Annotated in this window: 14 protein-coding genes and 1 tRNA gene; 11 read left to right on the forward strand and 4 right to left on the reverse strand. The window is 63.7% G+C overall.

The features are described 5' to 3' along the window. Positions 1 to 101 precede the first annotated feature (101 nt). Positions 102 to 869 (forward strand): DeoR/GlpR family DNA-binding transcription regulator, encoded by a 768-nt coding sequence (locus tag QF015_RS18445; protein WP_310208116.1) that lies wholly within the window; start codon positions 102 to 104, stop codon positions 867 to 869. After that, entirely contained in the window at positions 866 to 2,053 is a 1,188-nt protein-coding gene (locus QF015_RS18450) for an MFS transporter (RefSeq protein ID WP_310208113.1), read from the forward strand. Before QF015_RS18445 ends, QF015_RS18450 begins: the two co-directional genes overlap by 4 nt. Here QF015_RS18450 and QF015_RS18455 read toward each other — a convergent pair. Beyond that, a complete protein-coding gene (locus tag QF015_RS18455; RefSeq protein ID WP_310208109.1) occupies positions 1,998 to 2,702 on the reverse strand; it encodes a phosphatase PAP2 family protein in 705 nt (234 codons plus the stop codon). The two genes, QF015_RS18450 and QF015_RS18455, sit on opposite strands and share 56 nt — an antisense overlap. A gap of 77 nt (positions 2,703 to 2,779) precedes the next feature. Between QF015_RS18455 and QF015_RS18460 the strand changes: the two genes are divergently transcribed. The 8 genes from QF015_RS18460 (at position 2,780) to QF015_RS18495 (ending at position 12,207) form a co-directional block, all read left to right on the forward strand. Beyond that, a complete protein-coding gene (locus QF015_RS18460) occupies positions 2,780 to 4,282 on the forward strand; it encodes a bifunctional phosphatase PAP2/diacylglycerol kinase family protein (RefSeq protein ID WP_310208106.1) in 1,503 nt (500 codons plus the stop codon). Between the two features lie 146 nt (positions 4,283 to 4,428). Next, complete coding sequence (locus QF015_RS18465) at positions 4,429 to 5,373, forward strand: ABC transporter ATP-binding protein (RefSeq protein ID WP_310208103.1); 945 nt, start codon at positions 4,429 to 4,431, stop codon at positions 5,371 to 5,373. A 2-nt stretch (positions 5,374 to 5,375) separates the two neighbouring features. After that, on the forward strand, positions 5,376 to 6,227 hold the full coding sequence (locus QF015_RS18470) for an ABC transporter permease (RefSeq protein WP_429390383.1): 852 nt from the start codon (positions 5,376 to 5,378) through the stop codon (positions 6,225 to 6,227). 21 nt (positions 6,228 to 6,248) lie between these two features. Continuing rightward, a complete protein-coding gene (locus tag QF015_RS18475; protein WP_429390384.1) occupies positions 6,249 to 7,538 on the forward strand; it encodes a sensor histidine kinase in 1,290 nt (429 codons plus the stop codon). Further along, positions 7,535 to 8,224, forward strand: coding sequence for a response regulator transcription factor (locus QF015_RS18480; protein ID WP_310208095.1), 690 nt, complete (start codon positions 7,535 to 7,537; stop codon positions 8,222 to 8,224). Before QF015_RS18475 ends, QF015_RS18480 begins: the two co-directional genes overlap by 4 nt. Before the next feature lie 107 nt (positions 8,225 to 8,331). After that, complete coding sequence (locus QF015_RS18485; RefSeq protein ID WP_429390385.1) at positions 8,332 to 9,222, forward strand: intradiol ring-cleavage dioxygenase; 891 nt, start codon at positions 8,332 to 8,334, stop codon at positions 9,220 to 9,222. Positions 9,223 to 9,259: 37 nt separating this feature from the next. Then, positions 9,260 to 10,567, forward strand: a complete 1,308-nt coding sequence (locus QF015_RS18490) for a M18 family aminopeptidase (protein ID WP_310208089.1) — start codon at positions 9,260 to 9,262, stop codon at positions 10,565 to 10,567. A 221-nt stretch (positions 10,568 to 10,788) separates the two neighbouring features. After that, positions 10,789 to 12,207 (forward strand): amino acid permease, encoded by a 1,419-nt coding sequence (locus QF015_RS18495; RefSeq protein ID WP_429390386.1) that lies wholly within the window; start codon positions 10,789 to 10,791, stop codon positions 12,205 to 12,207. Positions 12,208 to 12,319: 112 nt separating this feature from the next. On the opposite strand, the gene QF015_RS18500 is transcribed toward QF015_RS18495, so the two are convergent. After that, positions 12,320 to 12,979: a DUF1345 domain-containing protein gene (locus tag QF015_RS18500; protein ID WP_310208083.1), complete on the reverse strand. Its 660-nt coding sequence runs from the start codon at positions 12,977 to 12,979 to the stop codon at positions 12,320 to 12,322. 9 nt (positions 12,980 to 12,988) lie between these two features. After that, a complete protein-coding gene (locus QF015_RS18505; RefSeq protein WP_310208081.1) occupies positions 12,989 to 13,144 on the reverse strand; it encodes a hypothetical protein in 156 nt (51 codons plus the stop codon). A gap of 130 nt (positions 13,145 to 13,274) precedes the next feature. On the opposite strand from QF015_RS18505, the gene QF015_RS18510 reads away from it, so the two are divergent. Further along, positions 13,275 to 13,357, forward strand: a tRNA-Leu gene (locus QF015_RS18510). Between the two features lie 50 nt (positions 13,358 to 13,407). Here QF015_RS18510 and QF015_RS18515 read toward each other — a convergent pair. Then, positions 13,408 to 13,746: a YnfA family protein gene (locus QF015_RS18515; protein ID WP_310208078.1), complete on the reverse strand. Its 339-nt coding sequence runs from the start codon at positions 13,744 to 13,746 to the stop codon at positions 13,408 to 13,410. Positions 13,747 to 13,795: the final 49 nt, after the last annotated feature.

Genomic DNA, 13,795 nt, shown 5'->3' on the forward strand with positions numbered 1-13,795 from the left:
TGAGAGAGCGTTGGCCATTTAAGGGCAATAGGTGCGAGGGCGTCGATGCGCAAATGATCATCCGTGGTGATTAACTGAGCAAAGCTTGTTACGGTTGAACCATGGGAACTGTTGACCGCCACCGGCTCATTGGCGAGCTGCTGCGCACCCGCGAGGAAGCTACCGTGGATGAACTCGTGGACGCGACAGGAGCTTCAGGGGCCACCATCCGCCGTGACCTCGAGATCCTCGCAGCCAACGGCGTGCTCAAACGGGTACACGGAGGTGCCCGCAGTTTGCTGGCCCGCGGAGAAAACCCCGGGTACGGACAGCGTGAGTTGGAAGACCACGATGCCAAGATGAGCATTGCCGCCGCAGTGGATGGGCTGATCCGCGACCGTGAGCACGTGTGGCTCGACAGTGGATCCACCGCTACGGAGATCGCGCGCCGGCTGGCAAAGCGTGAACTCACGGTCATGCCCATGTCCCTCCACGGGGTCGAAGCCTTGACTGAGGCCAAAGCGGGCCGGAAACCGGAACTCATCCTTCCAGGAGGCAGCCTCATCCAGGGTGAGCAGTCGTTCCGGGGACCCATGACGGAAGCCAACATCCGCTCGCTCAGGTTCGACACCGCCGTCGTGACACCGTGCGCCCTCAACCTCAAGGACGGCCTCCTTGCCCACGACCTTGATGATGCTGCCGTGAAACGCGCCGGCCTGGAATCCGCGGCCCGCGTGATCGTGGCGTCCGCAGGCAGCAAATGGAACGCCAGCGCGGTGGCCCTGGTTGCAGCGATGGACAGCGTGGACGTCATCGTGACAGACCTCGAACCATCCCCCGAAGATCTTGCCCGGCTCAACAAACTCTCCGTGGAAGTTGTGATTGCATGACCACCAACACCAGAAGCACCACCAACGTCAACGCCGCTGCCGTGGCGACGTTCCTGATCTTTGGCATGAACGGTTTGGTCTTCGCCAGTTGGGCGGCGCGCATCCCTGCCGTCACCGAAGCGCTCAGCCTGACATCGGGCCAGATGGGCACCCTGTTGCTCTGCACCGCCGTCGGGTCCCTGCTGGCCCTGCCGTCCGCCGGCTGGGTGGTGGGCAGGATCGGTACGGCGAACACGGTTCGCGTGGCAGGCATCGTCGCGGGAGCCGCAGGCGCAGCCATTGCCTTCTCCCTGATGGCCGCTTCAGTCCCCGCCACGGCCATTGCGCTGTTCTTCTTCGGTATCGGGATCGGCCTGTGGGACGTGGCCCAGAATATCGAGGGTGCCGACGTTGAGCACCGGCTCAAGCGCACCATCATGCCGCAATTCCACGCGGCCTTCTCCGGCGGGGCCTTTCTTGGCGCCCTGATCGGCGCCGGCCTCTCCCAGCTTGGCGTCGGCCTCCCTGAACACCTGCTGGTCATCGCCGCCATTGCCGTCGTCCTGGCGCTGACGGTCCCGAGGTACTTCCTGCCCCACGAGGCCGCAGAAACCCACGACGACGGCGCTCCGGTAGCGAAGGGACCCACGGCTTGGCGGGATGGCAGGACGCTGCTGATCGGCGTCGTGGTCCTGGGTGCGACACTGACCGAAGGTGCGGGCAACGACTGGATCGCGAAGGCCGCCGTTGACGGGCTTGGCGCCTCGGAATCCACCGGCGCGCTCCTCTTTGCGCTCTTTGTCCTGGCCATGACAGTCATGCGCTTCCTCGGCGGAAAGGCGATCGACACCTTTGGCCGGGTGACCGTCCTGCGGGCCAGCATGGCCGCGGCCGCCCTGGGCCTGGCGTTGTTTGTCTTCGCCGGCAACGTCATCCTCGCCGGTTTTGGTGCGGCACTGTGGGGAATCGGTGCGGCTTTGGCTTTCCCCATGGGCATGTCAGCGGCGGCGGACGACCCCAAGCACGCAGCGGCCCGGGTGTCCGTCGTGTCCACCATTGGCTACATCGCCTTCTTGGCGGGACCGCCACTCCTGGGCTACTTGGGTGATCACACGGGAATCCACCTGGCTCTGCTGGCCATCGGAGCGCCTATTCTGCTTGCTCTCCTGCTTGCAGGCGTTGCGAAGCCCTTGCCGACCAAATAGTTTTTCCGTCGGCGCGTGCATTCTCCTCGATGCATGTCTCCCTGAAACGCCACCACAGGACCAGCACGACACCGGCGGCCAGGCAGGCGCCGCCGAAGACATCGCTCAGCCAGTGCGCCGAGAGGTACGTGCGGCTGATCATCATGGCAAGGACACCAATTGCGGCCAGCACCGTCATCCACCATCGTCCGATAAGGAAGACGAGCACCATAAGGAATGCGGTGGTGGCCGATACATGCCCCGAGGGGTATGAACCGGTATCCGTCAGGACCTTTGCGCCTTGGGGCCTGTCCCGACCCACCACCGCCTTGGCCAACTGTGTGACTGCCAGGGCCGTGATCCCGGACGTTGCGGCAAAGACCGCGGCCATGGGGCGTTGCCACACCAGGAGTGCCGTGGCGAGCACGACATGGAACACCAGGATCCCGGCATAGCCTGCCCAATTAAGCACCGAATTCACGCCATCCCAGAAGGGCGAGTGCAGAGTGAACGCGTAGGCCTGCCACGAGGTATCAATGCTGTTGAAAGCGGGCTCGCCCTGTCCGGTCAGGAGCATGACGCCCGGAATGGCGAAAGCACACAGCAACAGCACGCCCGGGGTGACCAACAGCCACGCGGGCTGGTGGCGCGGAAGCAGGACGCGGATCATCCATTCATCGTAGCCACGGTAGATGGGTAGCGCTGGTACTCCCTCGTCGACGGGTGTGCAGGCATTATGGTGAACTCATGCGAGGCTTCCTGGGCAAGGGCCCTAAACGAGTTGCGAGATTCGACCACTTCCTGGTCCGGGTAGTCTCCCGGCAGCCCCAGGGTGACCATGATGTCTTCTTTCGAAGGCTCTCGTCCGCAGCCACCAAGGGAAAGCTCTGGTTCGGCATCGCGGGCATCATGGCCACGTTCCCCGGTAAACCGCGCAGGGCGGCTCTGCACGGACTCCTTGCCCTGGGCGTCGCTTCGGGCGTCACCAACCTCATCTTCAAGAAGGCGCTGCCCAGACACCGCCCTCGTCCGGAACATCTCCCTATTTTCCGATTCGTGAATCCGCAGCCAACCAGCTCTTCCATGCCGTCCGGTCATTCCGCTTCCGCCGTGGCGTTCGCCGTCGGTGCCGGTATCGTTTCTCCGCCCCTCGGGGCGGTGCTCGCGCCTCTTGCCGCCGGCGTGGCCTATTCCCGCGTACACACTGGAGCCCATTGGCCCTCAGATGTGGTGCTGGGTTCTGCACTCGGCGCCGGCGCGGCGTTCGCGACCCGCAAATGGTGGCCGGCCAGGCCGGCCGAACCGACCCCACGCCGAACCCCGGCTGAAGCGCCGGCAATCCACGACGGCGAAGGGCTGAGTATCGCTGTCAACGTCCTGGGCGGGTCCTACTCCCCCGAAACCGGCGAGCTGCTCAAGGTTATATTCCCCAAGGCTCATATACGGGAAATCGCTGAGGGCGACGACGTTGCCGCAGAGATCGAAGCCGCAGCCACCCTGCCTGGCACCGTTGCGCTGGGCGTGTGGGGCGGAGACGGGACGGTGGGCACTGCGGCTGCGGCCGCCGTCGAGCATTCACTGCCCCTCCTGGTCCTGCCGGGTGGCACCCTCAACCACTTCGCCCGTGACGTGGGGACCAGCTCAATCGACGACGCCATCGAGGCAGTGACCAAGGGGATGGCAGCCTCCGTGGATCTGGGCCATGTGGTGGTGCAACGTGGCCTGCCGGAGGATCCGGAAACCAAGGAGCTGGCCATGCTCAACACTGCCAGTGTCGGTGTGTATCCCAACCTTGTTCGCCGGCGTGAACGCCTTCAGCCAGCCATGGGAAAGCCGCTGGCCAGCGTGGTCGCGTCCCTGAGGACCTTTGGCGTGAACTCGCCCACCACACTCACCGTGGACGGGGTGAAGCACAAGCTATGGATCCTCTACATGGGACGCGGAAGGTTCTATCCCAGCGACCATGCACCGCTTCGCCGGCCGGTTCTTGACGATGGTGTCTTCGACCTACGGATGATCACGGCGGACGAGCCCTTCGCCCGTGCCCGCTTGTTGTGGGCCGTGGTGACGGGCACTGTCGCAGCGTCCAAGGTCACCCACCTGACCGAGGCCACCACCATCACGGTGGAGGCCATCGGGCAGCCACTGGTCCTGGCGGTGGATGGCGAACCGACGCCCGGGGTGCGCAGCGCCACGTTCACAGTGAAACCGCGCGAACTTCGCATCTACTCGCCGCTCCCGGCCGGCTGAGGGGTCCGGGTCATCCGCGAGGATTACCCTGACTGGACCCTGAATCATCCCTGAGACCGGCGATTTCGCCTCCCTCCGTGAGTAGCGTGGTGAGTACATTCAAAACTCATCTGCACACACATGTGCTCCGAGGAGGGAACGCTTCCATGATCGAAGCAAAAGGCCTGACCAAGGTCTACGGCGAGAAGACCGCCGTCGGCGGTGTCAGTTTCACTGTCCAAGCCGGACGGGTGACGGGCTTCCTGGGTCCGAACGGTGCCGGTAAGTCCACCACCATGCGCATGATCATGGGGCTGGACGCTCCGACGGCGGGCTCTGTGACCGTGAACGGTGAGCCGTTCGCCCAGCACAAGGCTCCGCTGCGTGAGATCGGCGCCCTCCTGGACGCCAAGGCTGTCCACACGAGCCGGACTGCTTACAACCACCTGCTGGCCATGGCTGCCACGCACAGCATTCCCAAGAGCCGGGTCCGCGAAGTCATCGAGATGACCGGCCTGGGGGATGTGGCCAAGAAGAAGGTCAAGGGCTTCTCGCTCGGAATGGGTCAGCGCCTCGGCATCGCCGCTGCGCTGCTGGGCGATCCGCAGACCATCATCCTGGACGAACCCGTCAACGGACTCGATCCGGAAGGCGTGGTGTGGGTGCGCAACCTCGTCAAGTACCTCGCCTCCGAAGGCCGCACGGTCTTCCTGTCCAGCCACCTCATGAGTGAAATGGCGCTGACCGCGGACCACTTGATCGTGATCGGCCGCGGCAAGATCATCGCCGACGCACCCATCGCGGAAATCATCACCGGAAAGGGCCAGACACGGACCCGTGTCCGTACGGACCAGCCGGAACGCCTCATGCAGCTCCTGGCCGGGACCGGTGTCTCCGTAGAAGTCCACGAACGTGAACTGCTGGAAGTTTCCGGACTCGATCCCCGCGGCATCGCCCGGACCGCCCTGGACAACCAGGTCATGGTCTACGAGCTGACCCCGCTCCAGGCAAGCCTGGAAGAGGCGTACATGGAACTGACCAAGGACGAGGTCGAATACCACTCGCACATCACCGCCGGGGCCTCGGTTCCCGCCCAGGCCGGAGGGAAATAGACATGAGCACCACCACTTTGGACCGCAAGTCCATCCGTAACTCCGTCGGTCCGGGACCGGCTTTCCACCGCGTACTCAACTCGGAATTCATCAAGTTCCGTACCCTGATGTCCACGCTGATCCTCCTGGCATCCACCGCGATTGTCATGGTGGGCTTCGCGGCCCTCGCAGCATGGGGCACAGGAAGTTTCGCAGAACAGGCAGCGCAGGATCCCGAAGCCGCAGCAGCCATCGCCGCGCAGGGTGGGGACCTCGCCGTCAGCATTCCTACCTCGGGCATCTCGTTCGCCCAGCTCATCCTTGGTTCCCTGGGCGTACTGCTCATGAGCTCCGAGTTCACTACGGGCATGGCACGCTCCACGTTTGCCGCCGTACCCAAGCGGCTCACGCCCTTCGTGGCCAAGCTCATCGTTGTCGTCGTGAGCGCCTTCCTCCTGACAGCCGTGTCCACGTACATTGCGGGGCTCGTTTCGCTCCCGATCGTGGATAACTACGGCCTCAAGCTGGATCTTGGCAGTTCCCAGTCCATCAAGCTGCTGTTGGTCAACAGCATCTACGTTGCAGCCGTGGCCGCCATTGGTATGGCCCTTGGAACCATCGTCCGCAACTCTGCGGGCGGCATCATGAGCCTGGTTGGCATCTTCTTTGTCCTGCCCATTGCTTTCCAGCTCATCCCCGGCGACTTCTTCAAGGAAGCCAGCAAGTACCTGCCCACCAGCACGCTTAGCCCGCTGACCGCCGTCGAGCATGTCCCGGAAACGCTGGAAGCCTGGCAGGCTGCGTTGGTCCTTGGTGCCTGGGTCGTCGTGCCGGTGGCACTGGCCATGGTCCTGCTGAAGAAGCGGGACGTCTAGGCCGCCGTCTAGGCTCAATCCATGACTGAAGCTCCACAGGTGAAGGACGCGTCCGCCGGTACGGCTGACGCGTCCTTCGCTGAAATCGCCCAGCGCCGCAGGGGCAGGATCCGGCGTTACTTCTTCGAGCACCCCCGCGCGATGGATGCCGTGGTGGTCCTTTGCTACGTGCTCCTGGCCTTGCCCACCATCATCACCTCGATCACTGAGGGCAAGTGGCTGGTCGTGGCGCTGCTGCTGCTGATCGCCGCCGTCCTGTCCTTCAGGCGCAGGTTCCCATTCCAGGTGGTTCTCGCCGTCGCACTCCTGGAAGTTTCGGCCACCATCCTGAACCCTTGGGGATCGAACGTTTCGGCGGGGCTCTGGTTCGCGCTGTATGCCGTGGCTTCCCTCCGGAAGCGCAGGACCGCATTGGTGGTTTTCGTGGCGGCCAGCCTGCCGCTGAGCCTCCTCTACTTGTTCATGTGGACGAGTCCCAGCGAGATGGACAACCTGCAGGACGTCCCGGAGAACTTCCACCTCATCAACAACATCGCCACGGCGGTGACCATCATGTTGTCCAACCTCCTGGCTACCGGCATCGGTATCTCGGTGCGACAACGCCGTGAACATGAGGCGGAGATTGCTGCCTGGGCCGCCCGCACCACCCAGCTTGGCAAGGTGACCGAGCGCAACAGGATCGCGCGCGAAATGCATGACGTCGTGGCGCATTCCCTGACGGTGATGATCAGCCTTTCGGATGGAGCGGCCGTGGTGGTCCGGAAGAATCCTGAACGCGCCGGGGAGGTCCTCAGCGAGTTGTCGCGGACCGGTCGGGCTGCGCTGGCCGACATGCGCCGTGTGCTGGGCGTTCTGCGCGACGATTCCGGGCGGCCCGCCCCACTGGCACCGTTGGAATCCGGGCACAACCTGTCGAAGCTCCTGGACGGTTTCCGGACCGCCGGGCTTCCTCTGCACTACGCCCACACAGGACCGGGGCTGCCGGCCGACCCGGCCTTTGAGCTCACCGTTTACCGGATTGTGCAGGAGTCACTGACCAACGTCCTGCGCTATGGCCGCTCACTCAGCCGGGTCGATGTCCAGGTGGCCCGCGACGGCGACCTGGTCACCATTGACGTGCTCGACGACGGCCGCGGAAGCCGGGAGGGTGGCAGCGAATTCGTGGGCAGCCTGGGCACGGGGCAGGGCATTGCCGGAATGAATGAACGTGCCGGAATCTATGCTGGAATCGTTACTGCCGGACCCAGCAAAAGGGGAGGCTGGGCGGTCCACGCCGAGCTCCGCTGGAACGGCGACAAGGGGGAATCATGACAGAGAACATCAAAGTCCTGCTGGTGGATGATCAACCACTGCTGCGGATGGGCTTTCGGCTCATCCTTGAAGGCGAAGAGGACTTCCATGTGGTGGGCGAAGCGTCCGACGGCATCGAGGCAGTCCGCCAGGTGGAGGCGTTGCAGCCCGACGTCGTCCTGATGGATGTTCGTATGCCCGGCATGGACGGCATTGAGGCAACACGACGTATCTCGGACTCGGGAGCCGACGCCCGGGTCATCATCCTCACCACGTTCGATCTTGATGAATATGCCTTCACCGGGCTGCAGGCCGGAGCGTCTGCTTTCCTGCTCAAGGACGTCGCTCCGTCTGAGCTGGTCCATGCGGTGCGCCTCGTGGCGAGCGGTGACGCCGTGGTGGCTCCCCGGGTGACGCAGCGGCTCCTGGAAACGTACGTTCGCGGCGGGGTGGTGCCCGGAAATGCGCCTGCTCCGCACCGGGATCCGTTGCTGGACGAACTCACGCCCCGGGAAACTGAAATCCTCACGACCATCGCCGAGGGCCTGTCCAACGCGGAGATCGCCCACAAATTCTTCCTCTCCGAGGCTACGGTGAAGACCCACGTCCGGCGGATCCTGAGCAAACTGCAGCTGCGGGACCGGGTCCAGGTTGTGGTGTACGCGTACGAGACCGGGCTCGTGGTGCCAAGCAACCCGGACTACTGAGCGAGGTCCGCCCGCGGCTTCGAAACTCTTCCTGGCGTGGAAACCCACACCCATCAACTGCCGTTCCCCCATGTACAAGACCCAGCCCGCGCGGGTTTCATGGAGGCATGACCACTCCGCACCCGAACCACGACCGCGGCCTTGAATTCGATCTGTCCACGCTCCTGAGCCGGCGGCGCACCCTGGGTGTCCTCTTCGGTGCAGGGACGGCGGCAGCTCTGGCAGCCTGCACCCCCGGAACCGGAGGCAGCGGCGGCACCAGCGAGGCGCCGTCGAGTACTGGCAGCGTTTCCGCCTCGGCAACGGGAAGTACGACGGCGGCTGCCTCACCTTCGGCGACCAGCACGGTGACCCGGGCCTTCGCGGAATGTGGTGTGGAGATCCCCGGGGAGACGCTCGGACCCTACCCCGGAGATGGTTCCAATGGGCCCAACGCCCTGGAAGCTTCGGGAGTGGTCCGTCGCGACATCAGGTCCAGCTTCGGAACGTCCACCACCAAGGCGGAGGGTGTGCCACTGACGGTGACACTGACGCTCCTGGACAACGCGAACGGCTGCTCACCGCTGGCCGGCGCCGCGGTGTACGTCTGGCATTGCGACCACAACGGCAAGTATTCGCTCTACGATTCGGGGCTCGAGAACGAGAACTACCTTCGCGGCGTGCAGGAAGCGGACGCCAAGGGGCAGCTCACGTTCAGCACCATCTACCCCGGCGCTTACAGCGGGAGATGGCCACATATTCACTTTGAGGTATTTAAATCACTCAGCAACACCACGGCTGCCGGGCAAGTGTTGGCCGTCTCCCAGATTGCCCTCACCGAGAAGGCGTGCAAGGAGGTCTACGCGACCGACGGCTACGAGACCAGTGCCCGGAACTTTCCTCAGACCAGTCTGACCTCGGACAACGTTTTTGGGGGCGATGGCGGAATATACCAACTGGCGACTATATCCGGCTCGGTCGATGGCGGTTACACGGCCGCACTCAACGTCACCGTCTAGCCCGGTCACGAAGGGAAGCGGGGCTAGACTCGGGGTCATGCCTTCGAATGCCTCCGCAGCAGTTGACCACATCCAGGACCTCGGCGCATACGTATCAGCGTCACCATCGAGCTTCCACGCGGTACACGAGGCCGCCCGCCGTCTGGACGCCGCAGGGTTCACGGCGCTGGATGAAGTGAAGCCCTGGGATGGCGGAGCGGGCAACTTCTACGTGATCCGCGACGGTGCCTTGATCGCGTGGGTAACGCCCGAGGCCGCCGGCCCCACCACAGGCTTCAATATCCTTGGTGCCCACACCGACTCCCCGTCCTTCAAACTCAAGCCGAAACCCACCACCGGCAAGTTCGGCTGGCTTCAGGCCGGCGTCGAGGTTTATGGCGGACCGCTCCTGAACTCGTGGCTGGACCGGGAACTGCAGCTCGCCGGCCGCCTGGTCATGCGGGACGGCACGCAGCACCTGACGGCCACGGGCCCCCTCCTGCGCTTCCCGCAGCTGGCCATCCACCTGGACCGTGGGGTCAATGACAATGGCCTGCACTTGTCCAAGCAGCAGCACATGAACCCGATCTTTGGCCAAGGCGACCCTGCCGGCGAAGATCTTTTGGCACTGCTCGCCGATCGCGTCGAAGGAGCCACCGTGGATGCCGCGCAGATTGGCGGGTACGACGTCGTGGTGGCAGACACGCAGGCACCGGCGGTTTTCGGGGCCAACGGTGAGTTCTTCGCCTCCGGCCGGATGGACAACCTCTCCTCCACGCACGCGGGCCTGGTGGCCCTGATTGAGCACGCTTCGGCCGCACCGAGCGATGGTCCGATCGCCGTCCTCGCAGCCTTCGACCATGAAGAGATCGGTTCCAACTCGCGTTCCGGTGCTTGCGGTCCCATTCTCGAGGACATCCTGGTGCGCGTCTCAGACGGCCTCGGCGCCTCCGTGAGCCAGCGGCGGCAGGCCCTGGCGGCGTCGTTCTGCGTGTCAGCCGACGCCGGCCACGCTGTCCACCCGAACTACCCGGAAAAGCACGATCCAGCCAACAAGCCAGTGCTGAACGGCGGCCCCCTGCTGAAGATCAACGCAAACCAGCGCTACGCCACCGACGCCACCGGTGCGGCGCTGTGGGCACGGCTCTGTGACGAGTCCGGCGTGCCCTACCAGGAGTACGTGTCCCATAACGACCTCCCCTGCGGTTCCACCATTGGCCCCTTGACTGCCACCCGCCTGGGAATCCGGACGGTGGACGTAGGTATTCCGTTGTTGTCCATGCACTCGGCGCGTGAACTGTGTGGAGTGGACGATCCTAAGAGGTTGGCAGCGGTGACGGAACTCTTCTTCCGGACTGTCGTCTGACGGGAAGCATCAAACAGTCATTTCAGGGCTGTTTCAAATGTTTTCTCTAGGAAACATCGGATGCCTTTAGGGTTACATTTTGTGCATTGTCCCTGTTTCGGGGTGGGCAAACTGTTCGCCTGCATAGCTTGGCGGGTCTGGATGCGGGTTAACGTGAACTAGTCATGTGGTCCGTGGCACACCACTGTGGCCAACCCCAAACTAAAGGACGGCGCCGATCCATGCACGCTGACCAACAGCTTTCGAAATCCCTGAAGCCACGACACCTCTCCATGATCGCCATCGCCGGCGTCATCGGAGCGGGACTGTTCGTGGGCTCCGGGGCCGCCATCCAGCAGGCAGGCCCGGGCATCCTCGTGGCCTACCTGGCCGCAGGCCTGGTGGTCATCCTCGTCATGCGAATGCTTGGCGAGATGGCCGCAGCCAACCCGGAGACAGGCTCGTTCTCCACATACGCCGACAAAGCCCTTGGCCGCTGGGCTGGGTTCAGTATTGGCTGGCTCTATGCATGGTTCTGGATCATCGTCCTCGGCATCGAGGCAACAGCGGGCGCCGCCATCATGCATCGCTGGGTTCCCGGCGTGGACCAGTGGGTCTGGGCGCTCCTTCTGATGGTGCTCCTGACGCTGACCAACCTTGGCTCCGTCAAGTCGTACGGTGAGTTCGAGTTCTGGTTCGCTTCCATCAAGGTCGCCGCCATCGTCATCTTCCTGCTGGCCGGCATCGCAGCCATCCTCGGGTTGATGCCGGGTGTTTCGGCCCCGGGTGTTGCCAACCTCCTGGACCAAGGCGGCTTCATGCCGAACGGTCCCGGTGCAGTCCTTGCAGGCATCCTTGTGGTGGTTTTCTCCTTCTTTGGTGCCGAAATCGCCACCATTGCTGCCGGCGAATCGGAGAACCCCGTGGACGCCGTCAAGAAGGCCGTGAAGTCCACCGTGTGGCGAATCCTGATCTTCTACATCGGATCCATTGCCATCGTGGTGACGCTCCTGCCGTGGAACGATGCCTCAGTCGCCAAGAGCCCCTACGTTGCCGTCATCGAGCTCTACGGCATCCCCGGAGCCGGTACCATCATGGACATCGTTGTCCTCACCTCGGTGCTGTCCTGCCTGAACTCCGGCCTCTACACCGCCAGCCGCATGCTGTTCTCGCTCTCCCAGCGCGGCGACGCCCCCAAGTCGTGGATGAAGATCTCCAAGCGCGGCGTTCCGGCGGCGGCAGTGCTGGCCTCCACCGTGGTTGGGTTCATCACCGTCGGCCTGAACTACATCGCGCCGGACACAGTGTTCCTGTTCCTCGTGAATACCTCCGGAGCCATCGCGCTCTTCGTTTGGCTGGTCATCGCGGCGTCGCAGCTCATCCTTCGCAAACGCATGGGGGCTGCTGCCAAGGACCTCGACCTGAAGATGTGGTTCTTCCCGTACCTCACATGGATTGCCATCGGCGCCATCATCGCGCTCATCATCGGCATGGTGATCATCGAATCCACCCGCGAATCGTTGTTCCTGTCGCTGGCTTTGGCCGCCATTGTGGTGGGTATCGGTGTGCTTCGGTACCGCCGGAAGGGCGCCACGCCTTCCGCCCCGGCGACCACGGCGGAAGCCGAGCAGGCGACCATCGGCGGGGGACCGGCGTCGTAAGCGTTTCTTGTCGCGGGGCAGCCAACGTCGATGTTCGACGGCGGCTGCCCCGCTCCGTTTTAAGTGCCCCGCTGCGTTTTAGAACGCTGCGTTTTTAAGGCGCCACATCGGGCTACTGGGCCAGGCCGATGACGAGGTTGATGGTGACAGCCAGGATGACGGTTCCGAACAAGTAGGACAAAAGGCTGTGTTTCAGCGCCTCGAGCCGGACCGCGTGGTTACCGAGATTAGTGTCCGACACCTGGTACGTCATGCCCAAACTTGTGGCCAGATAGGCGAAGTCCGTGTACTGCGGCGGACGGTCCTGGTTGAAGCTGATGCCTCCCACATCACCTCCCGCATGGGCGTCCTGGCTGTAGTAAAGCTCGGCGTAACGCAGCGTGAAGAGTGTTTGAACCAGCATCCAGGACAGTCCTACGCATGCCAGGGCGAGGGCCGCCGAGGATAAGCGGGCGTCGGTCCCTTCAGTATGTGAATTGACGATGACAGCGGCCACAGCAGCAAGGCTGGCCAGGTTGGCGACAAGGATCAGCAGATCCGTGACTCCCCGGGACGGGTCCTCCGAGGTTGCATGGCGCTGGGTTTCCCAGGGGTCCAAACGGGCAATGACCAGCCACACCCACACCACGTACACCAGGGCGGCGGTGGCCCAGCCGACTGCCGGAGCATCCACCCAGTTACCTGACATGCCCGTCGCGACGAGAGTCGCTGCCCCGGCCAGAACCATGACGACAAAACGCAGACGGCTCCGCCTTACCCTCACCTTGTCCATACGCCCACCCTAGTCAGTGGGGTTCCGGGGAGGCGCATCACGCTTCTGCTCGGCTTGGAGGATGCCGTCGCGCACACCCGCGCGGACGACGAAATACAGGAGGTAGAGCGCAATCGCGGCGAAAACTATGGTCAGGACCAGGGCGTTCAGGGGTGCGGCATCCATGGCCACCACCCTAGCCGTGAGCCGGCCCGGGGTGGTCGAGGCAACAGGAATCCACAGATTCACTGCATTCGTGTTACTGTCTTTGTCGCTGTCGAGGAGAAAAACGAAACACTGTTTCTCCTGATCACCTGCGCGGGTGGCGGAATGGCAGACGCGCTAGCTTGAGGTGCTAGTCCTCGAAAGGGGGTGGGGGTTCAAGTCCCCCTCCGCGCACAGAGAAGCCCCCGGAAGGTCATCTTCCGGGGGTTTTGTCATGCATGGACTTAGCCGCCCGGCCGCGGCGCAAACATGATGATGCCCACGCCCACAACGCAGACCGCCGCACCGATCACGTCCCAGCGGTCCGGACGGAATCCATCCACCAGCATTCCCCAAGCAAGTGAGCCGGCGATGAAGACGCCGCCGTACGCGGCCAGGACCCGGCCGAAGTGTGCCTCCGGCTGGAAGGCGGCGAAGAAACCGTAGATCCCCAGTGCAATGACGCCGAGTCCTGCCCACCACCACGCTTTGCCTTCGCGGACGGCCTGCCAGATGAGCCATGCACCGCCGATCTCCGCCATGGCGGCCAGGACGAAGAGAACGGTGGACTTCAGGACGGTCATGACTCCAGTATTCCCTGCTGCGCGGCCCCGTTTTCCACATAGGTAAACT

It is taken from the genome of Paenarthrobacter sp. TE4293, from assembly GCF_050435325.1.
GTDB classification, from domain to species: Bacteria; Actinomycetota; Actinomycetes; order Actinomycetales; family Micrococcaceae; genus Arthrobacter; species Arthrobacter nitroguajacolicus_C.

Excerpts from the sequence above, each read along its gene's own strand:
- QF015_RS18505 (WP_310208081.1), bottom strand. The coding sequence starts at position 13,144 with ATGGATGCCGCACCCCTGAACGCCCTGGTCCTGACCATAGTTTTCGCC.
- QF015_RS18450 (WP_310208113.1), top strand. The coding sequence starts at position 866 with ATGACCACCAACACCAGAAGCACCACCAACGTCAACGCCGCTGCCGTG.
- QF015_RS18485 (WP_429390385.1), top strand. The coding sequence starts at position 8,332 with ATGACCACTCCGCACCCGAACCACGACCGCGGCCTTGAATTCGATCTG.
- QF015_RS18455 (WP_310208109.1), bottom strand. The coding sequence starts at position 2,702 with ATGATCCGCGTCCTGCTTCCGCGCCACCAGCCCGCGTGGCTGTTGGTC.
- QF015_RS18475 (WP_429390384.1), top strand. The coding sequence starts at position 6,249 with ATGACTGAAGCTCCACAGGTGAAGGACGCGTCCGCCGGTACGGCTGAC.
- QF015_RS18500 (WP_310208083.1), bottom strand. The coding sequence starts at position 12,979 with ATGGACAAGGTGAGGGTAAGGCGGAGCCGTCTGCGTTTTGTCGTCATG.
- QF015_RS18490 (WP_310208089.1), top strand. The coding sequence starts at position 9,260 with ATGCCTTCGAATGCCTCCGCAGCAGTTGACCACATCCAGGACCTCGGC.
- QF015_RS18480 (WP_310208095.1), top strand. The coding sequence starts at position 7,535 with ATGACAGAGAACATCAAAGTCCTGCTGGTGGATGATCAACCACTGCTG.
- QF015_RS18460 (WP_310208106.1), top strand. The coding sequence starts at position 2,780 with ATGCGAGGCTTCCTGGGCAAGGGCCCTAAACGAGTTGCGAGATTCGAC.
- QF015_RS18470 (WP_429390383.1), top strand. The coding sequence starts at position 5,376 with ATGAGCACCACCACTTTGGACCGCAAGTCCATCCGTAACTCCGTCGGT.
- QF015_RS18515 (WP_310208078.1), bottom strand. The coding sequence starts at position 13,746 with ATGACCGTCCTGAAGTCCACCGTTCTCTTCGTCCTGGCCGCCATGGCG.
- QF015_RS18495 (WP_429390386.1), top strand. The coding sequence starts at position 10,789 with ATGCACGCTGACCAACAGCTTTCGAAATCCCTGAAGCCACGACACCTC.
- QF015_RS18445 (WP_310208116.1), top strand. The coding sequence starts at position 102 with ATGGGAACTGTTGACCGCCACCGGCTCATTGGCGAGCTGCTGCGCACC.
- QF015_RS18465 (WP_310208103.1), top strand. The coding sequence starts at position 4,429 with ATGATCGAAGCAAAAGGCCTGACCAAGGTCTACGGCGAGAAGACCGCC.